Here is a 24,715-nt window from a genome sequence, read left to right as displayed (position 1 = left end):
CTATTGTACCGCACTTCCCTCCCATCTGTTCTATTGGCAAGCATCTGTTCTATTCCGGTCCGTATAACATGATGGGAAAAGGAGGCGCACTTATGATCATCGTGAATTACTTACTCGTCTGTCTTATCTTTGGCACAACCTTTCTCGCCATCAAAATCGGCGTCGATGTCTCTGCCCCGCCGTTTCTATCGGCCGGAATCCGCTTCTTCATCGCAGGGGCGCTGTTGTTCGGCTGGATGATGTGGAGGAAAAAAGCAAGCCTGCCGCTCCTGCTGCATAAAGATATGCTGCTTACCGGCATCGGACTCACTTTCGGCACCTTTGCCGCCTTGTATTGGGGCGAGCAATATGTCGCTTCGGGAGTCGCGGCCGTCTTATCGGCTACGGGCCCGATGATGATTCTGATCCTGCAGCTCATCATGCTGCGCCAAAAACCGTCCGCCCGGTCTCTGCTTGGCTGTCTTGCCGGATTATTCGGCGTTTTCCTGCTCATCGCGCCAAGCCTTACGTTATCCGCCAGTCTCGGGCTGCTCATTGGCAGCATTGTCATTATTGCCGGAGAGGCGTTCTATGCATCGGGCGCGTTGTACTCCAAACGGGTTACGCAGCGTTTCCCGGAGTCGTCGCCGATTGCGCTGAATGCGGCGCAGATGATATATGGCGGATTACTGCTGATCTTGCTGTCCGCTTGCACAGAGCGGTGGCATGTTCAGAGCCTGTTGTCCGCGCAAGCGCTCGGATCGCTGCTCTATCTGATCATTATCGGTTCGATGATCGGGCACAGCCTGTTCTATTGGCTGGTGGCCAAGACGGGCCCGGTCTTCGCCTCTACTTGGCTGTATGTATCCCCGTTGGTCGCCATTGCCATCGGTGTCCTTCTCTATGGAGAATCGGTCACTTGGATGACAGGAATCGGTGCCATCACCGTCATTGCAGGTACCGTGCTTGTCAATTGGGACAGCTTGCAGAAGCTGTTCCGGAAGCCCCGGACGAAAGAGGCGCCCCTTCAGGAGGCTCACTCCCGATCTTAAGGCAGCTTATGCAGTTGATAACACGCAGATAACACGTAACCAGGCTCCCTCTGTTTTGAATGGGGTGCAGACGGAAGCTGCTCCTGGAAAATAACGGCCGGCAGCGTTCGGATCCCGGAACGCTGCCGGCCGTGTTCATCGTTCTATGAATTGCCATAACTATCCGCCGCGATGACCGGGGCATCACATATACCGGGCGATGATGCGGACCAGCTTGACCGGGAGCTCTTGCAAATTCGTCATATCCAAAAATCGCTCGGCTCCATAGATTTGACTAATGACCTCTTTATCTTGGCCGATGGCGGCGGCCAGCACGGCCACTCCCTTCCGCTCATACTCGGCGATGGTCTGCTGCATGTCCCGGATCGCCCGGCTTCCCGTGTAGTCATCCATCGCTTTCGGTTGGCCGTCGCTGATGCTGATCAGCAGCTTGGTCTGCTGCGGAGCGGAAGCCAACCGATCTCCGAGGATGCGTAGAGCGAGGCCGTCCCGGTTATTGCTTCTGGCCCGCATCCCCATCAGCCTGAACCGATCTTCGGGATCCGCCGTCTCTCCGTCGGTATAAGCAAATATCGACATCTGCTCCAGGCGGGCAGCATCGGCCGTGTCCCCGTAGATGAAGACAGGTATCTCGCACATTCGGCAAAATTCGTAGACGGCGAGCGCCGCGCGCTTGGCGGCTTCAAGCCTGCCGAAGGCGGACATCGATGCCGACTCGTCCACTCTCAGGCCGACGGCCAGGGACGGGAACTCCGTCGGAGGACGCCGCTTGGCGAAATGCTTATAATCGCGGCAGGCGATGCTGTCGGCTACAAATTTGCTGCCGTAATACCGGTTCCTCGCCCATTCCGAAGAACTCTCATACTCCAACAGCGGAAGCGCCTGTCTGGCCATTTCCCGTACGACAGGCATCAGTTCCTGGCTCAGGCGTGCATATTCCTGACGATGCTCATCCAGGACGTCCGGATGATGAACGATGAGCCTGATCCCTTGATGAATCGACTGCGCCGCCGCCTCTCTGGCCTCTTGATTCCGCTTTTTCCGAAAATCCCGCTGCCGGTGCTTCGCGTCATCCGGCACGTTATCCGGATGGGACTCATGATACAGGGGAGCCCCGTCCTCTCCCATATCCCGGCTTGCCGTACCGGCTGATTCGCTGGAAGCCGCTGCGCCAATAGAGCTTTCGTCGCTATCCGCCGACTTTTGCAAGGCGAAGCCCCTTTCCTCGGCTTCCTTGTCATCCACAGCGTCAAGATCGCCGGCAGTCTCCCATGTCCTTATCTCAGCGGTCCCAAGAATCGTTTTTTTTTTGCGGCCGCGTCGATAGTATCGAGACCTGCCAACAACTCATGGCTTTGCAGCGCTTCTTCCAATCGCTTGATTTCTTCGGAATCGGTCGTCATTTTGTAAATGACTTTATAGTAGAGCGACTCACGGGCCGAAGCGCCTCGGGCAACCGCATCCGCCCAGTAGAAGAGCGAGCGCATCCCGGCCACGCCCTTGATGGCATGGGCCCGGGCAGCTTGATCGAGAACGATGATGACATCCGCCAATACGCCCAGCACCCGTTGATTTCGAAAGTCGGTTTTGGCCATGGTCCGTTCCACCATAACGCTCTTGGCCGGCAGATCCATCTTCTCCGTATGCTGCACCCGGTCGCGCAGCGCTTCGTTCAGCGGCCTCGTCCCGGCATAACTGCGATTCGTCGTAATGACCGCGATGAAGTCGGGATGCCGGCGGATCACTTCGGTCGGCAGGTTGATGCTTCCATCCAGCTCCAGAGCCGAGTTCAAGGCCATGAGCACGGCGGCATCGCGGATTACGGTCGGCTCTTGGATTTCCAGCAGATAGCCATGCCGGTAGGCTCTCACGATCTCGGAGGGGTAGAATCGATACTCCACCCCTTCACCCTCGTGATGCTCCGCAACCCGCTTCAGCAATTGCTTCATCTTGAGAGCCGCCTCTTCCGGGGCAACCCCCAGGGCGTCCGTCAATATTTCCGTGGCGCTCCGGAACCCGTCGCTCTCATACAAAGCATTCAATGCAAGCTGTTCTTCCGGTTTCAGCTTTGTCATCCGTTCGGGCGCAATCACCGGCAAGATCGCCCCAATCACATCGGATTTATCCATATCGGCGAAGCAAGTCACCTTCGTATAGGGCAGCCCGAAATGAGCGGACAATGCTTTGGCAAGCTGCGTTTTGCCCGACCCGGCATCGCCCTCCAGCAAAATATTCGCGATTTTCATCTCGCCGCGGTTCCAGTTTCGTTTTATTTCCTTACATATCCGCAACTCTTCCTCGCTTGCTTGATGAGAACGCGCCTTCGTCCAGACAAGCGCTTGTTCGGTCTCAGTTAAGTTTCTCCCAGGCGACAAGCGAAAATCTTCTGCGTGAATCATCTTCCTTCTCCTCTCGGGCCGTTTCGAGTAACATGCCTTGATCTCTCACTCTATTATTTAGTAGTTTACTTATTTACTAAATTACTAAACATAATTATAGAGTGCATGTTCGGCTTCGTCAATCCGCGTCTTGCCCAACAGATGCCCGCTGAGAGGACATCCGGCCAATGCGCGCAAAAAAAGCCGCCATCATGCGGCTTATTGTGCAAGTGCAGCTTCGGCCCTTTACTGCTGCGGCATGAGAACATGGCGCAGCGTCGATTTCAGATCCGATAGTTCACGGTGATAAGCATTCATTTGCGCCCTTAGACGATCCATCACCGTTTTGTTCCGGAGGAGCTTGATTTGCTTGTCCATCGTCTCTTTGGCCCAATCCTTCACATAAACGATTACTTGCATGTCCAACAGATGCAGCAGATTGATTTCTTCCTGCCCGGGCAAGGCATGGTAGACGAGGATCGGCATTTTTTTAAATAAGCATTCGCTAACCGTTACTCCCCCCGGCTTGGTCAGTACCGCGTCGGCCTGATTGTATAAATCATTCATTCCCGCTCTCGATTCAATATAAGGCATCGGAATGATGCCGGGGCAGTTTTTCTTCTTCAAATGGCGATATAGCGCTTTATTCTTTCCGCATAGCACGATATAACGAACTCCCTCCGCCTTCCCGATCGTGCGGCACAACGATTTCATGATCCCCGCGCCAAGATTTCCCCCCGTAATCAAGACCGTGAATTCGGAATCCGCTTGCTTCCGTTCCGGACGCGAAGCGGTGAATTGCGGATGCACCGGTATGCCGGTGACGAAAATATGATCGGCCGGAACGGATCGGTTGGTCAGCCACTCCTTGATATGCGCATCCGGAACGAAATGATAATCGATTCCGTCCCTCCCCCATACATCATTGATAAAAAAATCCGTATACACATTGATTACCGGAATGGAAAGGAGGCCGTTGCGTTTCAAGCGATCAAGCAAGTACGACGGCAGCGCATGAGTGCACAGGATGCAATCCGGCTGCCTTTCCCGTATCAATTGTTGCATGCCTCTCATAAAGATCATCTCATAGAGACGGTAACGCCTCTTGCTGCGGAGCTGGCGGCCGCAGCTTTTCCGGTACATCCAGCTGTAAGTCATCGGCAGGAAGTGAATCCATTTCAAATAGGTCGAGGACACCAAGCCTTCCACGCGCCTGCCGTAGGTGTAGTCCAAAATATCAACGATGTCGCATTCGATGGACGGATCGATCGACCGCAAATGCTCCGCCAGCGCATCGGCGGCTTGATGATGTCCCATTTTGATTTGCAAAAAGGGCAGTAACAGAACTTTTGTGGCCATGTCCTTTCCTCCCCAACCAAGCTTCCTCTTGAATGATTAATTTGCGCGAAATCACCGGCCGGCATACATAAAGGGCATGAATCGAAGCTGGAGCGCATCGCGCTCCATGAATTACCGCAGACATGGACCTGCCGATTTTTATATACTGGTATATAGAAAGGAGTTTTAAGTTATGCTATTATTTGTGTTTATCGCATTCCTCTTGGCTATGCTGGCATACCTTTTATATAAAGCTCATCTGAATACGCGGCAAGTAAATATGAACAGGATCAGCCTGGAGAACAGCGCGCCGAACCGTTCCGGGCAGGCCCTTCATGTCTTGCATCTATCGGACTTGCATCTGGAGAACATCTCGATTTCGCCGAAGCAATTATTCGACAAGCTTGCAGACGAACAGATTGATCTCATCGCTCTAACCGGCGATTTTCTTGATCGGACCCGCTCTATACCGAAGCTGATCCCCTATCTCAAGGTGCTGAACCGCCTGCAGCCGGCCTACGGCATGTACGCGGTGTTCGGGAATCATGATTATGTGCTGAAGGGCAAGGACTTTGCTTCGTTGCAGCAAACATTGGAGCAGAACGGCTGTAAAACGCTGCGGAATGAAAATGTCATGATTGACATCAACGGAACGCGGCTCAATATTATCGGGATCGATGATTCCAGCACGGAACGAAGCGATCTTGCCGCTTCCTTCGAAGGGATCGAGCACGGATACCGCCTTGTGCTCACGCATGATCCGAATATTGTGCTGAACATGAGACGATACCGATTTGATTATTTGCTATCGGGGCATTTTCATGGGGGACAAATCCATTGGCCGAAGCCGTATCATTTGGCGGCCATGGGGAAGCTGGTCGGCATGAATATGATCAAAGGCCTGCATGTCTATGACGGCAAACCATTCTATATCAGCGAAGGCCTGGGTCAGACCGGGGTGAACATTCGCGTAGGCAGCCGGCCTGAAATAACCATCCACCGCTTGCCGGTGGCATCATCCGAATCGATGATGGAACAAGCAAAGACTCTGGCAGCCATGTAACCGCCAGAGTCTTTTTTGTCATCCCGCGAACCGGTTCAATTTCGTCCCGCGGCAACCAAGGGAGCCGCCGGGCCCTTCCCGCAACCCTGCCGCAGCATCCGGGCAGGAACCTCTTCCAGCCGCTCGCCTTCGCGAAGCCGGTAATTTTCCCTCTGAATTCTTCCCGGGTTCTCAGGCTGTTGCAAACCCCCTGTTTTTTGTGAAGGGGTGGAGATGGTCCATTTTCCTCATCCAAACTTAGGCTTTTAGAACGTTTTAAATCGATTTTTCTACCGGGAGAAGAGATCCCTCACAGGTAAAAAGCCCCATAGACTACGCAATCGCCTGATTTTACGGGATCCAAGCGACCGCGTCGGATGCCGGGGCATCATCGCCTTCAGGAAGCACTATCGGCCTGCTGGAAGCATCGTTGCCTCCTGGGGCTTGGACGTGCGGAGGAAATTGCTGCTATTTTACAGGAATTTCGGCTTCACGAGTCCACATCCCGAGGAATTGCTGCAAATCTACATCATTTTAGGCCCTTTTGCTTGAAGCCGAAGCGAAACAGGGGAAATTCCTGTAATTTTGCAGGATTTTCTTTCTGGAAAAGTCGTCCCTATCGAATTGCTGTATTTATGCAGGATTTCGCTTACTGAATCGGCGTGTCTGGAGAAATCGTGGAGTTTTGCGGATTTCGCCTGCCGGATGGGCATGTCTAGGGAAATGGTGCAGTTTTCAGGATGGTGGAAATATCCATTTTCAACTTAAAACTTCTTTCTCAACAGCCGGGTTCTGCATGAATGTGATCCTTGGGTCGCTCACTGTCCCGCCTCCCTCAGCATGATCATGATCTCCTCAACGACGATCTCCGGTTCATCATGATGAATGTAATGCCCGCTGCGGGCCGCTATTCGCTGCTTGCTTGAAGCGGAAAATCGCATGAAGCCGGCTTGAAGCTTCTGCTCAACTTCCAATATAGCTCGAGAAGGCCAGTCCTCCCCGCTGTCATCGGGCAAGCCTCTTGTAATAATGGAGAGAGGAATGCCGCTTGTCCGGGCATGCTCTTCGACCTGCCGGTAACTCTGGACCTTATCGATCTTCTCCCGGTTCAGCATCGGATTTTCGTAATATTCCCGGTTTCTTGCGATCAGATGTTCAGGCAACACCTTTTCATAGGCAAGCTCTTTAAATTCGGGGGCGGCGTCAACCAAGACGATGCCGGACACCGTATGGGGATACAGGCTGGCATACAATCGGGCGACCAACCCTCCAAAAGAATGTCCAACCAACACATAGGGCGGTTCCATATCTTGCGCCAGCAACAACCCGTACAGTTCAACGGCCAGATCCAGGCAAGTCCGCGGCACTGGCACCGCTTCGCTCCTGCCAGTCCCTGCCCTGTCATAAGACAAGGTAGACGCCGCCGGCGAGATCCGGTGCTGGATCTCGTTCCAAGTCTCGGAACTGTCGCCCAATCCCGAGATGAAGATAACGCCCATTCCGCCTTTTCCCGAAGCTTTGCTATACAGTCTGATGTTATTAACCGTATGGAAGCTTTCCATAAAACCGCTCTCGCGGCCCAAATCAGATATCCTGTTGTTCATCTCCCGGTTCTATGTCCTTTCTTTGAAATCATAACTGCCATAATTTGCGATTTATTGGCAGCGTTGGCTGCATGCTTTCTTATTCTCCAAGTTTTCGCTAATCTCCTGCTTCAGCCTTCCCAGAGCCATATATTTTCGCCGGATCACAAAATAGGCACATTAAAGAGCGCAAAGTAATATTCTGCAGTAATGATTGAACCGAGGGAGATCTTAGATGAGAAAGAAAATAACCTTTGATTACATTGTTGTAGGTACGGGCCCGGCCGGCGCTGTTCTGGCAAAAATCTTATCGGACGATAAAAAAACGTCGGTGCTCGTGCTGGAGGCAGGCGAGAACCGCGATAAAGACGTCCCGATCCGGGACTCCACGCAAGCTCCGGAACTGGAGGAAAACTTTTTCCCCCAATATTTTTGGCAAGGAGAAGGCACCCCGCAAGAAGGCGTCGACGATCGAGCCTTTGAATGGACCACAGGCCGCCTGGCCGGAGGGGGATCGTCCATTAACGGAGAACAGTATGTACGTCCGACTGCGGAAGTAATGGAGAAATGGGAACGGCTGCTTGGCAATCTGTGGAGCCCCGAAAAAGCCGTCCAGCGGTTCAAACGGTTGGAGCGGTACACTGGGGAAACGACGGACGCGAGCGCGCACGGATATCATGGCCGAATCGACATTAGACAGGCACCGGCAGAGCCAACGGCGATGGCGGAAAAATTGACGGACGCCATAGAAAAAGCGACCGGATTTCCGCGTATTCTCGATTATAATGATCCGGACACTCCCCTGGGGCCCTTTACCCGCTGGCAATTGTTCCAAAAACGGAATGGGGAGCGGGAAAGCGCATCGACAGCCTTCCTCTCGGCCGATGTGGTCACGCCAGCCGGCCGGGGCGTGCGCGGGCGCAAGCTGACGGTACGGTATCAAGCTACCGCGCTTCGCATCCTCTTTTCCCGCAAACGCGCGATTGGAGTGGAGTATTTGCAAGCAGGCAAATGCGTTCGGGCTTACGCACGCAAGAAGGTCATCCTATCGGCGGGGATTAACAGCGCCCAGCTCTTGATGCTATCCGGCATCGGCCCCGCAGGCGTGCTTAGGGAAGCCAATATCCCCGTTATCTATGACAATCCCAACGTCGGTCAGCGCTTGCGAAACCACACCTTGAACTTCGCGGTGTTCTCCGCGAATCGTCATGATCGGGCGTTGCCAGCTAATGATCCCGATGCGCTGTATACGGGCGGAGCCTTCTTGCCCGATCCAACGGGCCTCGATCCCCATCGGCGCGCGGTTCAGCTTATCGGAATCGGATCCAGAGGCATGTTAACCGTGGCTATTCTCTATTTGCGTCCCAAAAGCCGCGGGTCGATCACGATTCAAAATAAAGACCCCCTTACCATCGTGCTGGCTGACGAAGGATTCCTCGCCAATCCGGATGACATGGAGGCCGTAAAGAATATTTACAAGATATATATTAAAAATATCGCTTCAGAATTGGCCCTCATTGATCCATCCTACCGGTTGGTATCGCCCGATCCGGCGGTGATCGATAATGACGCTCAGCTTGAAGCCTTTATTAAAGACAATTTTGATCACAATCATCATCAGCAGGGCTCGCTCCGAATGGCACCGCTCCGCAAAGGAGGAGTCGTGGACCGCGCAGGCAAGGTTCACGGAGTAAAAGATTTGATTGTTGCCGACGCTTCAATCATTCCATTTACGGTAGACGGCAATACTTCGGCTTCGGCATATCTTATCGGGTACACCATCGCCAGGCGGTTGCGCGGAGAAACGATGCGCCGGAAAGGGCGCGATTTGGCCAAAATGGAGCGGATAGAAGAATAAGGCTGCGAGAGGAAGAGCCGTCTTGAACAAGCCTCGCCAGCATTGGAAGCCGGCGGAACTTATGGTGAAGACGGCCTCTCCCCAGGCATGGAATGGCCCTGCGTCCAGCTTATCCCAAGAAAGCTATCGATTCTTTCGTTTTTCTTGCAAAGGCGATCGGATTGTCAATGGACTCCCAGTGGATGTACATTAAACGGGGGCTTTCATTTAACCAGTGGTTGTGGAGTGCCGTGACTTTAATTCCGTGCCGTTGAAGATTGCGAATTAACCGGTTGGCTTGATTCTGAAACACGGCCGTTTCCCCTAGACAAAGGGCGCGTCCGGAGCGATCCAGCGATTCGAAGGAGAAGAGCTGATAACGGACCAATGGAGAAGTCGTCCGTCTTCCCAGAATGGTCGCTCTCAGCCTTCTCGCACGGCTGACGAAGCAGACCGGACCCGGATCGATCTCATGCTCCCCTCCCAAGATTCTGGCAAACTGATTACATAATCTTCTGAACTGCGCACTCGCTTTTACACTCGCCATGATAAACCTCCTCTTGGTTTTGCCACATTGTATTACTGTCATGAGCGAAGTGTATATGTGAATGCCCAGTCGAACCGGAATCTCTCTAAAAACGGTTACTTTTTTGCGAATTGGGCGCAAGCCGTGCTCCAGGCAGGCTTTTTCCCATAAACTAATGTTTTTGCCTCCGCCCGTCAAGGGTAACACATCGTCAAATGCAGCACCGCTTCCTCCTCGCCGGGATTGTGGTAACGGTGGGATTCCGTTGCCGAGAATTGGATGGAATCAAAGGTTTGCAGCGAGTATGTCTTCTCTCCGATCGTTAATTCGATGGAGCCTGCCATCACCGTAACGATTTCAATCGTGCCGGCATGATGGTTCTCCGGAACGTATTCCGTATGCGGCTGTACATATGCGCGATGCATCTCCAGCTTTTCCCTGACGTCGCTGAACATCGGCTCAAGCGTCCATCCTGGATGGTCGCTGTCATATTTCGGCCCTTCGCCGGCACGGGAGAGCGACACCGCATTTCCCGGCTTCAACAGCGCCATCAGCGGGACCTCCAATTGCTTCGAAATTTTCCACATCATCCCGATCGTCGGATTCGTGTCTCCGCGCTCGATATTGCCGAGCGTCAATTTGCTTACCCCGGTTCGAGCCGCGAGCTCCTCCAGACTCAGCTTCCGATCCTTGCGCAGCTTGCGGAGGTTGCAGCCGACCGACTGCATCAGCATTTTCGTCTCATCTTCATGGACAGGCTTCATGCCGCATCACACCTTTACCAGAGATTAAAAGTATATTATTATTTACTTTATATTATTTATAGTATATCATCATTTACTGCGATTGGATGAAAATGATTATCAATGAGGTGAGACAAATGAGAGCCATCATCGTTGGCATATTATCGTCGCTGTTCTTCTCGGCGACCTTTATTATCAACCGGGCCATGAATCTTTCCGGCACCAGTTGGGCATGGACCGCGTCGCTCCGTTTTCTGCTGGCGCTTCCCTTCCTGATCGCCATCGTCGCCTTCCGCGGCAACCTGGCAGGCCTGCTCCGCGAGATGCGCAAGCACCCGCTGCAATGGCTGCTCTGGGGCACCCTTGGCGGCGTCGGCTTCTACTCGCTGCTCAGCTTCGCCGCGGTCTTCGCTCCTTCCTGGCTCACTTCCGGCACGTGGCAGATCACGATCTTGGCGGGAGCCTTGCTGTCGCCGATTTTTTACGTGACTGTGCCCGCGGAAGAAGGGCCGCGAAGAGTGCGGCAAGCGATTCCCTATCGTAGCTTACGTATATCTGTCATTATATTAATCGGCGTCATCCTCATGCAAGTGACCGAAGCGGGGCAAATTACGATCTCCGAGCTGCTGGCGGGCTTCCTTCCGGTTCTCGCCGCCGCCTTCCTCTATCCGCTCGGCAACCGCAAGATGATGGAGCTGTGCCACGGCAGGCTGGATACTTTCCAGCGCACTCTGGGCATGGCGATCAGCAGCCTGCCGATCGCGATTCTGCTGGGCCTGTACGGGACGGCCAGCGTCGGCTGGCCGACCAGCCCGCAGCTTCTGCAGGCGCTGCTGCTCGCCGTCTGCTCCGGCGTGATTGCCAGCCTTCTGTTCTTCCTCGCCACCGATATGGCGAAGCACAATAACATGCTGCTGGCGGCGGTCGAATCGACGCAATCCGGCACGATGGTATTCACCGTGCTGGGGGAGGTGCTGCTGTTGAACGGCACATTCCCGCAAGGCTTGTCGATGGCGGGCATGATCATCGTCATTATCGGCATGGCGGCGACCAGCCTGGCGGGGCGGCGGTTCGCGCCGGCGGCGCCCGCGGCGGCCGCTAAGGAGCAGAGGGCGTAAGGCCGCGGCTCCCCTACATGGCGCAACCCTCCGGTGCCGCCGGAGGGTTGCGTCGCGTGTTGCGTTCATTTATCCGTCAGGGTCGTCATGGCCTTCACCAGTCCGTTGTAATAGCGGAAGGAAACATAGCATGCCTCTCCGTTAACCATATGGACCACCCGCTTCAGCTTGTCTATCTCTTGAATATTGTTCACATTGACAATATACGCCTTGTGGCACCGGTAGAACCGCTCGTCCAACTGCTTCTCCAGCTCTTTCAGCGTTCCATAGAACTCAATCTGCCGGTTCCGCTCGTGAAGCTTGATTTTATGCGGCGAGGATGAAGTCTCGAAGAAGAGCACATCCTCATATTTCACATTGATAATGGATTCATCGGTCTCGATCGTGATCCTCCGGGGATCCGCGCCCTTCTTCAAATGACGTTCATATGCTTTGCGCAGACATTCCTCCAACCGCATCTCAAATTGGCCCGGATGATCCTTCATAATAAAATCAAAGGCTTCGACTTTGTACTGAAACGTCAGATAGCTCAGTTCCGAATGAGTGGTCACGAAGACGATCAAGCAGTCCGGATACTTGTCGCGCAGCAGCCCGCCGAGCTGGATGCCGTTCATATCGGCCTTCAGATCAATATCGAGCAGGAAAAGGGCCGGAGTGCCGTCACGTCCCGGCCGCTCCGCCAGTTCGCGGTAGTCGCCGGTAGCCAGAGCCACCTTCATGTCCAGCTTCTGCTTGATAATGGAATGTGTCACGAATCGTTCAAGCTGTTCGCGCTGCCGTATGTTATCCTCGCATATATAGACGCTTAACATGAGGTAATCCCCTTTATCCCGATATATCCTTCCCGCGATGGATCTGCTTGATCCGAAGCTCCTGCATGAATGTCATCGCGGCAGGGTCGATCTCCGTATTCAGAGCCGCATGGGGGTACTTGCGATCAAGCAGTTCCCGCACGATTGACAGGCCGAGGCCCCGATTCTCTCCTTTGGTGGAAAATCCGTATTCGAACATTTTATATAGCGGCGGGATCTTCTCGGAGCAGCTGTTGCGAATAATGAAAAGCGTGGAACCCTTCGCCGATACGATGCCAAGCTCGACCCGGGGCTCTGGCGTCTCCAGCGCCGCCTCGATCGCATTATCCATCAGAATCCCCATGATTCTGCACAGATCGAGCGTGGACATGTCCACCTCGTCGATGTCTTCCGCGATGTCGACAAAGACATCGATCCGCTCCGTCAGAGCTCGCAGCATTTTCGAGGAGAGAACCCCTTTGAGCGGCGCGCTCTTGATATGTCCGAGCAGCGACAGTCTCGTATTCATCTGGAACAGCTTCTCGGAATACGCGTATACATCACCGTAGAAGCAGCGCTTCAGTTCCGTATAGTTCTCTTCCTCAATGAACCCTTGCAGTGTAGATAAAATGTTGGCATAGTCATGCTTAAATGCTCTCATATCATGCAGCACCGCTTCCAAGGAGGCCGCATACTCCTCCATCTGCCCCAATTCCCGCTCCACCTGCCGTTTCTCCATTTCCTTCGCGAACGTGTACGTATATAACCGGTGACTGGTGGCAATAACGGCGATATACACCGCCAGCAGCAGCGTATGCAGAAGCATGCCGTCCACATCGGTCGCGTCCCGGTAAAAGAGAAGGGAAAGATAGATCCCTCCCATGATCATGCACATATTGCCGAACGAAATAAATATGCGCTGCCGCAAAGAAAACACATGCTTCTCGCCGCGGCCCTCCCGCTTCGTTCCGTCCGCGAACATCCGCCCAATCAGATAGGCGACGAGTCCAATGAACGCGAACAGAAATAATTGCTCTGCCGCCGGATGAGTCTTAGGCAGCAGCTCTGCCCACAAAATGTGGCTGATCTGCTGGGCGAACAGAAAATTTACATAAGTCAGCGCGCCGAATAGCAGTGATGCTGCAACATCTTTGGTCCGCATATAGACGAGCAGGAAGAATAACGCGATGATCAAGGCCGTGCTCATATCCATGTTTATACCACCGGCTTCTCTTTTCTTCTAGGTTGCCCGGTCCGGGGCTTCTCCCTTCCGAATCGCGAACAGGAAGCCCCACGTCAAAAACAATTGGGCAGCGATGATTACGAGTATCGACACATATGAGTATACCATCCAGGTTGCCGATACGGCCATCGACATGGCCCAGAGCGCATACTTGCGCTTATGCTCGAACATCTGGCGGGTGTGGCTCCAGTTGAGATTCGGCCGCTTATAGTCGTAATACAGCTTGATAAACGTAACGAGAACGAGCGAGCACAGCATGACGGCGAGCAGCCCTGGCGAATACCCCGCCGGATGAGAGGCGCGGACGATCGCATAGGCAGCCGCATACAGCGGCAGCGTAATCGCGAGACTGAATATATATTTCCCCGCGAACAGGCTCTTTACCGATACCGGCAGAGACAGCAGCAGCTCGCGGCAGGGCTTCTCGTAAGAGAACAGCACGCCGGGCGTCGAGCAGGACGACAGCAGCGTCGACAGGAAGAGCGCCAATTCGCTGTCCGCATCAGAGACCATAACGGCGTTCCAGAGGAAAAAAAGGATAAACAACGAATACCCGATATGATTCACAAGGAGCACTTTATCGCTTGCGAAGCGGACGAACTCCCTCTTGAGCCAATTGAACTTCATGCTCGATCGCCGTGACGGGAAGCGCAGGAAGCCGCGTTCATAAGCGAAAAGAACGGCGCCAATGCTGACGATGGAAGCGGCCCACCCGGCGATGGCGCATGCCGCCCCTGCCAAGACGGATTGCAGAAGCGTGAGCCTCCCGCTATATGCGCTTGCGGCAAGAATAGACAGGACAAGGGGCATGACGCGAAGCGCATAGGTCTTGATCCATAACACAAGCGCATACTGGAAAATGAACGTTCTCTTGTCTACCGGCAGAGACAGCAGCAGCTTGTACTTCCGGTCTCTGACCTTGGAGATGGACGACAGCGCCGATAAATACAACGCAGCCGCCATCGTCCCCTTCAGAAGGGTGCCGAGCGATTGGAGGCCGAGAGCAATATACGGAGCGGGGATGACGAACAGGATGACCGCCATGACGGCAGCGATAGCGAACAGTTCTCTGCTCCATCGTTTGTTCTTGGTCTCATCAAGCAGCAGAACTTGAAAGAGCGATGCCGGGTTATTCATGGCCAATCACCTGGAAGAAGCGCTCTTTTACCGAGCGCTGCCCGCTGGTCGTGACGCATTCCTCGATGGTCCCCTGATGAAGGATGAAGGCCTGGCCGCAGATATGGTCCACGATCGGGAACAAGTGGGTGGACAGCAGCACCGCGTTCCCTTGCGCCGCATAAGCCCTTATTTCCTGATAGAAGGTCTCGATCGCCACCGCGTCCAGGCCCACCAGCGGTTCGTCCATAATCAGCAGCGGGCATTGAAGCAGCAGCGCATTGATCAGCGCCGTCTTCTGTCTGTTGCCGAGCGACAAGGCGCCGATCTTCCGATGAAGGAAGGAGTCGAAAGAGAAAGCCGCGCATAGTTCCGCCAACCGGGCGGTGTCAAGCCTTTTGCCGTATAGACGGTGCACCATTTCCATAAAGGCGATGGGCGGCATCTCATCGAACAATTCCGGATGATCCGGGATAAAGTATCGATGGCGCTTCAGCCGCAACGAATTGCCCGGAGTGAGCTTCTCGCCGCAGTAGCGAATCTCTCCCCTATATTGGCTGTGAATCGAGGCAAGAATATGGAGCAAGGTTGTTTTTCCCGCTCCATTCGCGCCGAGCAAGGCGCAGATGGTTCCCTCCTCGACCCGCAAGTGAACATTTTCGATAACGTGCTTATTTTTCGTATACCAACCATACAGATGGTTCACTTCCAGTATCATCGCATCCACCCTGCCTTATTTATCCGAATGTTTTAGGGCGCCATAGAGCTTGAATCCCGTTCCAAGCGCCACGGCAAACGCCACGATCGTGAGCAGGAGGCTTCCCTTGATGGCATAAATGACGCCTGCCGCCCCCCATACGGCGAGCATGACGACGGCAAAGCTTATTTTTTTCTTTTTCGTATCCAGCATCGCTGACCCCTTCCTATTGAGTTGATACGCTTATTGTACTTGTTCGCGGGAGGAGATCTGCCGTTCTGTCTTCACAGGCATCGTATTCGTGCCGACAGTCATCGGACGGCAGCCTGCCATGACGCTCAAGACCTCAAAGGGCACGTTCAGGATGCGCCTGCCCCCTGCCAGGAGCTACCAGGCCGGAGCGTTCGTCATGTTCGCGGCAGAAGAAAAGACATGCCCCGAGCTCGTCCCTTGGAACGGGTGATCTCCGAAGCATGCCTTTTCCTTTTTCATATCTTCTTCGTTCTGTTCTATCTCTTGTTGTTGTCTATTCGGACTGCCCTTCTTGAATTCCAACGACGCCGGTCGGATCGATGCCCGTCTTCACCTTGAATACGTCCGCAAGCGAGCTGAAGGGAAGATATAGCGTGCCGTCCTTGACGAGCGGGGCCGTTTTCAGCTCGACGTTCAGGTTGCCGACGGCGGCCGTCGTCCCGCCTTCCTTCAAGGCGATCCATGTCGCCCCGCGCACGAATTCATAAGCGCCCGTATCCTTATTATGCTCGACTGCGTAGCCAAGCGCCTTCCCGATCGCTTCCGCCGGCACCATCACGTCCTCTTCCGTCGTGAATACGTCCTCAGACGGGACGCCGATGCCCTCGCCATTGACGACGATCACCCAATGCATGCCCCCGAAGGAATCTTGCGGGAGCTGATCCGGCCGGCTCTGTATCGTGACATCGCCTTGCTCGTTCAAGCTTACGTCCGCCTTCAGCACCTCGGTTGCGAATTGGAGCGGCACATACATCGTCTTGTCCTTAAGCACGGGCGCTTTGCCGAGCCGGATCGGCATCTTGGCGTAGTTGAACTGGTCCTTGTTCAGCTCCACGCTCGTCCATAGGGCGCCCTTCACGGCTTCGACCGACTTCTTCTTGGCGTTCCATGTCAGATCGTATCCTGCGCTCTCCATCACCGGCCGCAGCGGAATCAGAAGATAGTTCCCGTCCAGCACAATAACGGCATCGACGTACTGGCCGTCAACGGTCAAGCTCTGCCGCTCGGAGACGAGTTTCAGCCAGTCCTTGTTGAGACTCGTCCCGCGGGTCGTGCCGATGATTTCTCCGTTCTCGTTATGGACGAATTGCTTCACATATTCATCATAAAAATTACGTTCCTGCTCCACGGGAACTGTCGTCCCTTGATCGTTCATCGCGCTCGCCGGCGCGGCAAAAGGTTGCGCGCTCGTCAGAGCGATCGCCAAAGCGATAGAAGCCGCAATGGTTTTGTTCATTGGATGTCATCCTCTCTGGAGTGCGGGTCATATCATGGACTCCAATTGCGCAATTGGGTGACCGCTCTCACACTCTCAGACGGAGATGATTCATGCAAGGTTGCACAGAGCGAGCGATTTTTTGGCCAAGAGCATTGGCAGAGAGCCCTGCGCTCCTTTCTCCCCTGGCCCCTTCAGCGAAGGAGGCGCAGGACCAGCTTCTCAAGCAGCGTCCATGGCAGAAGCATCTTCGCGGCCAGGAGCAGGCGCGCCCCGCTCCCGATCGGATAGCGGAAGCGCGGCCGCTTATCCGCCGCGATGCGGCCGATCAGACAGGCGACTTCCCATGGATCGGCCTTCGAGGATGCGCTTTGCCGGGAGAAGCGGAGGATGGTCTCCAGACGGCTCCGGTATGGGGAAGCATCGTCTCCCGCCATAGACGAGAATCCTTTCTCCCAGATATTCGTGGGATACGCGCCAGGCTCGATCAGCGCCACATGGACGCCATACGGCTTCATTTCCAGCCGGAGCGACTCGCTGAAGCCTTCGATCGCGAACTTGGCCGCCGCATAGGGCGCGTAGCCGGGGAACGCGATCCGGCCGCTGATGCTTCCGATATTGATAATCGTGCCGCGGCCTTGCTCCCGCATATGGGGCAGCACCGCCTTCGCGGCGGCAATCGCGCCGAACACGTTCGTCTCGAATTGCGCGCGCCATTGCTCCATCGTCACTTCCTCCACATAGCCGCCCTGCGCGTAGCCCGCATTGTTCACGAGCAGGTCGATTCGGCCATAGGCGCCGAGCGCATGCGCCACGGCCGCTTCGATGGACGCCGCATCCGTGACATCGACCCGGCGCACTTCCAAGCGGGACTCCACGCCGCGGGCAGCCGCCAGTGCGGCCAATGCCTCCGGCCGGGACGTACCCCGCATCGTCGCGATGACCTGGTAGCCCTGTTCCGCCAGCTTCACGGAGGCCAGCATGCCGAACCCGCTCGAAGCGCCCGTAACCAAGGCTACAGGGCGATCCGCCGCTTTGCCTCCATCGCGCATTGTCTTTTCCATCGGTCTCCCCTTCCCTACAGCTTGTATTTGCGCATCACCGGAATGCCGACGCGCGTCAGCAGACCCGCGAGCGAGCGCCACGCGAGCCTCGTGCCTATCGGCAGATGATCGCAGAACACGGCGCTGTACTCAATATCCGCCCGCGCGCCCCGATTCCGCTTGAACTGCGCCGCTCCCGCGCTCTCGTGCAGCAGATGCCCGTTCTCCCGCGCCAGCTCCAGAAGCGCCGCCGACAGCATCCGGTACAGGCCAAGCCGCTGCGGGAGCGCCGTATCATAACCGAACAGCGGCGTCGTCATTATCCCGTCCCGGCAAAAAAATCCGAGCACCGCATCCAAGCGGCCGTCTTTGCGCAAGCCGTGAAGCTGCAAAATGCCGTCACGCAGCGCCAGGCGAATAAATTCTCGCGAAAAGTCCGGATTGTAGCGAGAGTACTTCTCCAGGTACAGCTTGCCGTACAGCTCCTCGATGCGGGGCACATCGGATTCCCCGATCTGCCCGGGGCCATCGATCGTATAGCCATGCCGTTCGATCAAGGCGTAATCCCGCTTCAGCAGCCAGCGCGCCTTCGCATTCTGCCATGCGGGGTCGGCGGGACGAAGCAGATAGATCTGCCGGCTCGGCACGAGGCAGGCGCCTTCCCGGCGGCACCCCTCCAGCAGAGGGCCGTGCAGAGAAGAAGTGAGCGAGCGCAGCATGATTGCGTGCCCCGGGTACTGCCGCTTCAGCGTTGCGACGATAACACGCATATGGCTTTCCGTCAATCGCTCCGGATAGAGATTAGTTGACAACAGCCAATTGTTGACCATCACGCAGGCATCGAATCGGGCCGCCCGCAATCCGGCGCCGATTCCGTTCAGCAGCACCGAGAGAGCGGCCCGCAGCGGCCGGCTCGGGAGCCTGTCGAGCTCCTCTCTCGCATACCGGACATAATGGGTGTAGGGAGAGCAGACGAACGTATTGTCGCCGTATTCCCCGTCCCCTGCCGTGACCGGCAGAACCATGCCGTCCACGCTCAACGCCATCAGCCTTGTGTTCGCGTTGCGGATATACGCGGACACATTCGACTCCATCAGCGGCAGCAGGAAGCTCTTCGCATAGCGCCCGTCTGCCGAATCCGGCCAGCAGAGATCGGAGAGGGTGGCCGCATCATAGAGCCGAACGGATTCTGTTCTCATATCCAGCTCCTCCGCACTCGTCTGAGCTTCCGGTCTCCTGGCCCCTGCGCATACGGCGCGAATTCGATCGCCATCGGCCGGCATCCGGCTTGCCGGCAGAGGCCGTCCAGCGCGGCGCGTACCGCCTCCTCTGCCTGCGGCCGCGACGCGGGATCGATACGCAGGGCCACGCGCATCCGCTCGGGCGACAACTGCACCGCCTCATATTCCTCAATCCGATCCGATGAAGCGATAATGGCGCGGGAGATGAAGTCCGGGAATAACGGAATCGTCCTTCCGCTGTCCCCGGCAGCCGGCACGCAGAACAGATCGTCGCAGCGGCCGTCAATGGATTCGATGGCCATAAATGGCGATCCGCATGGGCAGCGGCCCTTTTTCTCCGTCAGCACATCGTTCAGACGATAGCGGATTATCGGCTGCGCGAGTCGGGAAAAATCGGTCACGATAGGAACGAATTTGCCATGAGCCTTGTCAACATATTCCTTGTCCATGTGCACGATATCTTCATTGACATGTATCGTGCCGTACGCGCACGTCGAGGCGAGAAAGCCTTCGGTGCATTGGTACACTTGGTGAAGCCGTTGCCCGAAGGCGGCTTCGATGAAGGCTCGGTCCAGCGGATCGAGCACTTCCGCGACCGAGATGATCTTGCGCGGCCGGATCGGCAGATCCCCCGCGCGGCGGGAAGCCGCCAGCATGCGCAGCAGGGACGGCGGTCCTACGAGGACGGTCGGCCGCAAAGCATTCAGCCGTTCGATATGGCTGCCGTACGGTGTCAGCAGATCGAAAAAGGCGAACTGCAGCCGGCCCTGCCGCACGCTCTGATATAGCTTGCTGTCCGCCCGGAGGAAGAAAGCGATCCGCTCGCCGCGCAGCAGCGCGCCCGGCAGCAGCTTCGCCACGACGGATCCCGCCCAGGCGAGACGCTCGCGCTCGCTGACGAGGAACAGGCCGCGGTTCCCGCTCGTTCCCGATGAGAGCCCGATCGTGACCGAGCCGATCGCGGAGCGGAAATCCCGGGTGCGCTCCGCCCGCAGCGCGATCTCCATCGCCTCCTCCTTCCTGACGCCGACCGTGTTCAGCCGATCGAAATGCGCCATCATCTCTGTTTTTTCAATGATCGGAAATTGCCGCCACTCCGTGTCGGACCATCCTTCCCACAGCTCGCGGTAAAAGGGGGATAAGGCGCGCACGGCCGCGATATGACGAGCAATCTTCCGTTCCTGCCAACGCTCCAGCGCAGACCGGGAGCGGAGCCTCCCGACGCTCAGCGTATGGATATAGCGCGATGCAAATGCAATGAGCGGTGTCGCTCTCATGGATTTCCCTCCTGATTGATATGCCGGTCCGCCTCCCGGCAGTGGCTCGGCACGATGCGAATATCCGGGCGCGCCTCATGGAGCCGGCACAGCCGCTCGAAGCGGTCTCGGTAATCGGATCGGCTCGACATAATGATCCCGGCGAACGGATGCGGCGGCCGGCGCTCCCGGATGGCCCGGCCGGACCAGGCGGCGTCCGCGCACAGGAAGAAGCTGCCGCGCTCCGTCGTCACGAAGATCCCCATCTGCCCGTGCGCATGCCCGGACACGTCTGCCGCCACGACGCTGCCGTCCCCGAAGAGGTCGCAGCCATAATGGAACGGGAGCCCGTCCGGCAGCTTCAGCCATTCCATTCCTTCGCCCGTATCCGCTATCATGACGGAACGGGCCTCGAAATCATCGGGCATCAAATCCGGCAAAAAACCGGCCCGCAGGGCAGACCACCCGCGCTTGCCCCGAATCACCTCATACGCGGAACGAAAGCAGTGGAAGCGGGCGTTCGGGAAATCCTTCAATCCCGCGATATGATCGGCATGGAAGTGAGAGACGATGATCGTTCCCACATCGGCCGCCTCCGCGCCGAACCGCGCCTTCACCTGCGCGGCGGCGCTCTCGCTCTCCGTGAAGCGGACAGGCGTCACCATCCGGTACAAGCGGTATGGCCATCCCGCCGCCGCCTCGAAGAAGCGGGAGGCGTAGCCGGTATCGAAGAGAACCAGCCCTCTGCCGGGGTGTTCGATGACGGCGAAGCCCGCCGGAAATACGGCCTTGCGCAGCGATCCGTTCTGTATCGTCACCCATTCCGGGTGCGTGCACGAGCCCGTCGTCAGCCAAGTCAGCCGCACAAGGGTTCGATTGATGCTGCTCATTGCGTTCACTCCATCCTGTTCTTCCGTTCTGATTAGGCGGCAATGCAGGGTTCATTGACGACCGTATAGACGATACCCTATACCGGCTCAACGGGATGCGTTCTCCTGCTTCCACCAGGCCGCAAAGCGCGCGAAGCCTTCCTGCAAGCCAACTCGCGGCTCGTATCCGAGCTTCTCTCTCGCCTTGCGGATGTCCAGCGTCTGGCTGCGGCTGACGACGCCGACCGAATAGCGCGTGAACGGAGGCTCGCCGTTCAGCTTGAACAGCCGGTACGCCGCTTCCATTCCCGCGGCGAGGCCGAAGGCCGTCCGGTACGGCACGCGGCGGTACCGCGGCGCCTCCCCCATCTCCGCGAACAAGCGGTTCACCGCGTCGACGAACCGGATCGGCTCGCCGTTGCTGATGTTGTACACCTCGCCGCAGGCCGATTCCGGCGCTCTCGCGCAGCAGATCAAGGCTTCCGCGGCGTTGTCCACATAGGTCAAGTCCAACAGTGCCCGGCCGCCGTCGATGAGCGGAATGCCCCGTTCCCGGTTGGCCCTCATCAAGCGCGGGAACAGCGCCCGGTCGCCGGGACCGAACAGCGCGCGCGGGCGCAGGATGATCGCGGACAGCCCGTCCTTCATCGCTTCGCGCACCCGCTCTTCGGCCAAATATTTCGTGCGGACGTAATCGTTCGCGAAGCGGGCAGGCAGCTCGCTGTCCTCGTCGACGCCGAGGCGGTCGGTATAGTCGAAGTAGACGCTCGGCGTCGAGACCAATACGAACCGCTGCGCTCCATGACGCTGCGCGGCTTCTATCATGTGCTCGGTGGCGGCGACATTGCCCGCATAGAAATCGGCATACGTCCCCCACACGGTGGACAGCCCCGCGCAGTGGAACACCGCCTGCTGCCGTTCCCCCGCGCGCAGCACGGCCTCCTTGTCGCCGAGATCCAGCGGAAGAAAGCGGATGCCGTCAGCCGTCAACAGCGCGCCCCGCTCCTTGTCGCGGCCGACGGCGGTGACATCCCAGCCCGTCTGATGCAGCCGCCGGGCGAGGCACATGCCGAGAAACCCCGTCGCCCCGGTTACCAATGCCTTCATGTCGCATCACCATTCCATTCCAGATCGATTGTGCTTGCTTCCGTCGGCGGAACGCCATGCTTCCGTCCTAGGCGAAGCAGGGCGATCAACGCCGGGACCTGGCCCAGGACAGGCCAAGGATCGCGAGCCCGGAGCAGCACATCCCGGCTCCGGCACAGCGCCCGCAGCGCTTCCTTGCGCTCCGTCCACGCCAGACCGCGGCGCAGCAGGCACGCGGCCATCGCGAACCCGATCATCGCCTGGCGTCCGCCCCGGGGAGCGATGAGCTCCGCTCCGCCCTCCGGCCCGGCATCGCGCAGCACCGCTTCCGCGATCCCGTCCTCCGGAGCGAACAGATGAATTCCGCTCGTCGCCCTCGGATTGCATTCGATCGGGAACAGCGTTCCGTCGGCCGCCTCGATGAAATCGAATGCAATCTGGCCCGTCAGCCGCTCGGCCTCCGCGAAGCGGCGAACCCAGCGGAGCGCCTCCGGGTGGTCGATGGCCGCGAACTGAACGGCCGCGCCGAGGCCGGCGCGGTAGCGGGCCTCATAGGCCGCATGCGCCACCACGCGTCCGTGGCGCACGATGCTGTAGGTGCAGATCGGCGCGCCTTCAATATATTGCTGCAGCACCCACGGATTCGCGGGCGACAGGTTCGCGGGCGCTTGAATATGGCCGCGGCCCGGCCGGGGGCTGCCGATCTGCACCTGGGATGCGAACCGGGAATAGGCCGGCTTCAGCACGACCCGTTCCCGGTCAGACCAAGCGGACAGCGCTTCCGCCAAGTCCGCCGGCGTCTCCATCAGGCGCGTGTCCGGAACGCGGAAGCCGCAAGCGGCTGCGGCCCGGATGAAATCCGCCTTATGATGCAGCCGCAGCAAAGCCGTCAGGCTGTCCGCGAACACAGCGGCCCCGGCTTCCTCCAGCCGCTCGCGGTGCCGCGCCAAATAAAAAATCTCCTCGCAGGTCGGCATGACATGCCTAATGCGATGCTTCGCCACCGCCTTCGCGACCGCATCGGCAAACGCTTCCGGCCCGAACCTCGGCGCCGGCACGGTGAACGAGCCCGCGGCGGCGCGCGAGTAGCGGCTCACATAAGCGGGCAGGCTGTCGCAGACATAGACCCGGCACTTCGCGGCATGCAGGAGGCGGGCCCACTCCAGCGCGGCCGGCGCTCTCCCTCCGGTAATAAGCACGGCGGTCGGTTCCGCTTCAGTAGTCAATGATCATTCCTCCAAGCGTCAGGCCTGCCGACGTCCCGAGCAGCAGGATGCGGTCCCCGCGCTGAATGCGCCCCTGTGTCATCGCTTCATGCAGCCCCATCGGGATCGAAGCCGCGATCGTGTTGCCATGATTCGGCGTGATATACAGGAGCTGTTCCTCGGCGATCCCGAGCTTCCTGCCCAGCAGCCTCATCGCCATCGCGCTTCCTTGATGCGGGATGACGAGGCGGAAATCCGCCATGCGCGCTCCGGCCGCCTCCAGCAGCTCCTTCGTGAAGTCCGGCAGCAGCTTCGAGGCCATCCGATAGATGGCCTGACCGTCCATCCGGAACAAAAACTCCTCGCGCGTCGCTTCGTTGTAAGCCGAAGCGTGCAGCCTCGATCCGCCGCCGCGGATTGCCGACAGCTCGGCGCCGCCGGCGTAGGTGCGGATAGCCGCATGGACGATGCTTGATGTCTCCCCCTCCTCCGCCCTGGCGGCAATCACCGCGGCGGCCCCGTCTCCGAAGAGGGCCGCGCTCTGCCGGTCTTGCCAATTCAGGCCGGTCGAAGCGATATCCGACGAGATAATCAGCACCCGGCGGTAGCGGGAAGCCTCGATCAGATAAGATATCGTATCAAGAGCGACGAGGAAGCTCAGACATGTCGAATTGATGTCATAAGCCGGTATGCCGGACCATTCCGGCCCCAGCTCTTGTTGCAGCAGGGCCGCATTACAAGGAATCGGCTGTTCCTGCGTGCCGCTCGCGCATACGATGCAATCGATGTCGCCCGGACGAAGCCCGGCCCGGCGCATCGCGTCCTGGGCGGCTTGCGCGGCCATATAAGAAGCCGTTTCATCTTCAATGAAATGGCGGACCAAGACGTCCGATTTTTTTTGCACCCAGCCATCCGGAACGCCCAGAAGCCGATCCATATCGGCGGATGTCATTTTTCGCTTTGGCAAATATTTGCCGCTGGCCAGCAGCTTGACTTGTCGGTTATGCACGCGGTCTCCTCCCCTGTGACGAAAAAACTCAATACAAGTCATTTTAGCACAGAGATCCTGACTGTTGATGGGAAAATGGACCCCCTTCCTGCGGC

23 protein-coding genes are annotated in these 24,715 nt (G+C 57.2%); 4 read left to right on the top strand and 19 right to left on the bottom strand.

Features of this window, described 5'->3' with window-relative positions; translation table 11 throughout:
- Positions 1 to 92 precede the first annotated feature (92 nt).
- A complete protein-coding gene (locus L6439_RS13320; RefSeq protein ID WP_213469398.1) occupies positions 93 to 1,031 on the top strand; it encodes a DMT family transporter in 939 nt (312 codons plus the stop codon).
- A gap of 183 nt (positions 1,032 to 1,214) precedes the next feature.
- On the opposite strand, the gene L6439_RS13315 is transcribed toward L6439_RS13320, so the two are convergent.
- The 3 genes from L6439_RS13315 to L6439_RS13305 form a co-directional block, all read right to left on the bottom strand.
- Positions 1,215 to 2,240, bottom strand: a complete 1,026-nt coding sequence (locus L6439_RS13315; RefSeq protein WP_213469399.1) for a vWA domain-containing protein — start codon at positions 2,238 to 2,240, stop codon at positions 1,215 to 1,217.
- A gap of 68 nt (positions 2,241 to 2,308) precedes the next feature.
- Positions 2,309 to 3,430 (bottom strand): AAA family ATPase, encoded by a 1,122-nt coding sequence (locus tag L6439_RS13310; protein WP_213469400.1) that lies wholly within the window; start codon positions 3,428 to 3,430, stop codon positions 2,309 to 2,311.
- 225 nt (positions 3,431 to 3,655) lie between these two features.
- Complete coding sequence (locus tag L6439_RS13305; protein WP_213469401.1) at positions 3,656 to 4,768, bottom strand: MGDG synthase family glycosyltransferase; 1,113 nt, start codon at positions 4,766 to 4,768, stop codon at positions 3,656 to 3,658.
- A gap of 172 nt (positions 4,769 to 4,940) precedes the next feature.
- Between L6439_RS13305 and L6439_RS13300 the strand changes: the two genes are divergently transcribed.
- Positions 4,941 to 5,810, top strand: coding sequence for a metallophosphoesterase (locus tag L6439_RS13300; protein WP_213469402.1), 870 nt, complete (start codon positions 4,941 to 4,943; stop codon positions 5,808 to 5,810).
- A gap of 797 nt (positions 5,811 to 6,607) precedes the next feature.
- On the opposite strand, the gene L6439_RS13295 is transcribed toward L6439_RS13300, so the two are convergent.
- Positions 6,608 to 7,351, bottom strand: a complete 744-nt coding sequence (locus L6439_RS13295; protein WP_420540593.1) for an alpha/beta fold hydrolase — start codon at positions 7,349 to 7,351, stop codon at positions 6,608 to 6,610.
- A 256-nt stretch (positions 7,352 to 7,607) separates the two neighbouring features.
- On the opposite strand from L6439_RS13295, the gene L6439_RS13290 reads away from it, so the two are divergent.
- Entirely contained in the window at positions 7,608 to 9,230 is a 1,623-nt protein-coding gene (locus L6439_RS13290) for a GMC family oxidoreductase (protein ID WP_213469404.1), read from the top strand.
- Between the two features lie 109 nt (positions 9,231 to 9,339).
- Here the strand turns inward: L6439_RS13290 and L6439_RS13285 are convergent, their stop codons facing one another.
- Together L6439_RS13285 and L6439_RS13280 are read right to left on the bottom strand one after the other, a co-directional pair.
- The gene (locus L6439_RS13285) at positions 9,340 to 9,756 is read right to left on the bottom strand and encodes a DUF1259 domain-containing protein (protein WP_168180601.1); all 417 of its coding nucleotides are present in this window, start codon (positions 9,754 to 9,756) and stop codon (positions 9,340 to 9,342) included.
- Positions 9,757 to 9,929: 173 nt separating this feature from the next.
- Entirely contained in the window at positions 9,930 to 10,499 is a 570-nt protein-coding gene (locus L6439_RS13280; RefSeq protein WP_213469405.1) for a helix-turn-helix domain-containing protein, read from the bottom strand.
- Between the two features lie 116 nt (positions 10,500 to 10,615).
- Here L6439_RS13280 and L6439_RS13275 point away from each other — a divergent pair, with 116 nt between their 5' ends.
- Positions 10,616 to 11,596, top strand: coding sequence for a DMT family transporter (locus L6439_RS13275; protein ID WP_213469406.1), 981 nt, complete (start codon positions 10,616 to 10,618; stop codon positions 11,594 to 11,596).
- A gap of 65 nt (positions 11,597 to 11,661) precedes the next feature.
- Here L6439_RS13275 and L6439_RS13270 read toward each other — a convergent pair whose 3' ends face one another.
- The 13 genes from L6439_RS13270 to L6439_RS13210 form a co-directional block, all read right to left on the bottom strand.
- Positions 11,662 to 12,408, bottom strand: coding sequence for a LytR/AlgR family response regulator transcription factor (locus tag L6439_RS13270; protein ID WP_213469407.1), 747 nt, complete (start codon positions 12,406 to 12,408; stop codon positions 11,662 to 11,664).
- Positions 12,409 to 12,421: 13 nt separating this feature from the next.
- Positions 12,422 to 13,600 carry a sensor histidine kinase gene (locus tag L6439_RS13265; protein ID WP_213469408.1) on the bottom strand — a complete coding sequence of 393 codons (1,179 nt, stop codon included), beginning with the start codon at positions 13,598 to 13,600 and terminating at the stop codon, positions 12,422 to 12,424.
- A gap of 27 nt (positions 13,601 to 13,627) precedes the next feature.
- Entirely contained in the window at positions 13,628 to 14,767 is a 1,140-nt protein-coding gene (locus L6439_RS13260; protein ID WP_213469409.1) for a hypothetical protein, read from the bottom strand.
- Positions 14,760 to 15,464, bottom strand: a complete 705-nt coding sequence (locus L6439_RS13255; RefSeq protein ID WP_168180595.1) for an ABC transporter ATP-binding protein — start codon at positions 15,462 to 15,464, stop codon at positions 14,760 to 14,762. Before L6439_RS13255 ends, L6439_RS13260 begins: the two co-directional genes overlap by 8 nt.
- A gap of 15 nt (positions 15,465 to 15,479) precedes the next feature.
- Positions 15,480 to 15,656, bottom strand: coding sequence for a hypothetical protein (locus L6439_RS13250; RefSeq protein ID WP_168180594.1), 177 nt, complete (start codon positions 15,654 to 15,656; stop codon positions 15,480 to 15,482).
- A gap of 313 nt (positions 15,657 to 15,969) precedes the next feature.
- Positions 15,970 to 16,932, bottom strand: coding sequence for a stalk domain-containing protein (locus tag L6439_RS13245; protein WP_213469410.1), 963 nt, complete (start codon positions 16,930 to 16,932; stop codon positions 15,970 to 15,972).
- 173 nt (positions 16,933 to 17,105) lie between these two features.
- Entirely contained in the window at positions 17,106 to 17,975 is an 870-nt protein-coding gene (locus tag L6439_RS13240) for an SDR family oxidoreductase (RefSeq protein ID WP_168180592.1), read from the bottom strand.
- 14 nt (positions 17,976 to 17,989) lie between these two features.
- Entirely contained in the window at positions 17,990 to 19,153 is a 1,164-nt protein-coding gene (locus tag L6439_RS13235) for a GNAT family N-acetyltransferase (protein WP_213469411.1), read from the bottom strand.
- On the bottom strand, positions 19,150 to 20,472 hold the full coding sequence (locus L6439_RS13230) for a F390 synthetase-related protein (RefSeq protein WP_213469412.1): 1,323 nt from the start codon (positions 20,470 to 20,472) through the stop codon (positions 19,150 to 19,152). The genes L6439_RS13235 and L6439_RS13230 overlap by 4 nt, the downstream gene beginning before the upstream one ends.
- Positions 20,469 to 21,341 carry an MBL fold metallo-hydrolase gene (locus L6439_RS13225; RefSeq protein WP_213469413.1) on the bottom strand — a complete coding sequence of 291 codons (873 nt, stop codon included), beginning with the start codon at positions 21,339 to 21,341 and terminating at the stop codon, positions 20,469 to 20,471. Before L6439_RS13225 ends, L6439_RS13230 begins: the two co-directional genes overlap by 4 nt.
- A gap of 87 nt (positions 21,342 to 21,428) precedes the next feature.
- On the bottom strand, positions 21,429 to 22,427 hold the full coding sequence (locus L6439_RS13220) for an NAD-dependent epimerase/dehydratase family protein (RefSeq protein ID WP_213469414.1): 999 nt from the start codon (positions 22,425 to 22,427) through the stop codon (positions 21,429 to 21,431).
- Positions 22,424 to 23,632, bottom strand: coding sequence for an ATP-grasp domain-containing protein (locus L6439_RS13215; RefSeq protein ID WP_213469415.1), 1,209 nt, complete (start codon positions 23,630 to 23,632; stop codon positions 22,424 to 22,426). Before L6439_RS13215 ends, L6439_RS13220 begins: the two co-directional genes overlap by 4 nt.
- On the bottom strand, positions 23,622 to 24,620 hold the full coding sequence (locus tag L6439_RS13210; protein ID WP_213469416.1) for a beta-ketoacyl-ACP synthase III: 999 nt from the start codon (positions 24,618 to 24,620) through the stop codon (positions 23,622 to 23,624). Before L6439_RS13210 ends, L6439_RS13215 begins: the two co-directional genes overlap by 11 nt.
- Positions 24,621 to 24,715 lie beyond the last annotated feature (95 nt).

The sequence above is a fragment of the Paenibacillus dendritiformis genome (genome assembly GCF_021654795.1).
Taxonomy (GTDB): Bacteria; Bacillota; Bacilli; order Paenibacillales; family Paenibacillaceae; genus Paenibacillus_B.
The sequence above is the reverse complement of the archived record's forward strand: the minus strand, read 5'-3'. Positions and strand labels throughout refer to the sequence as shown.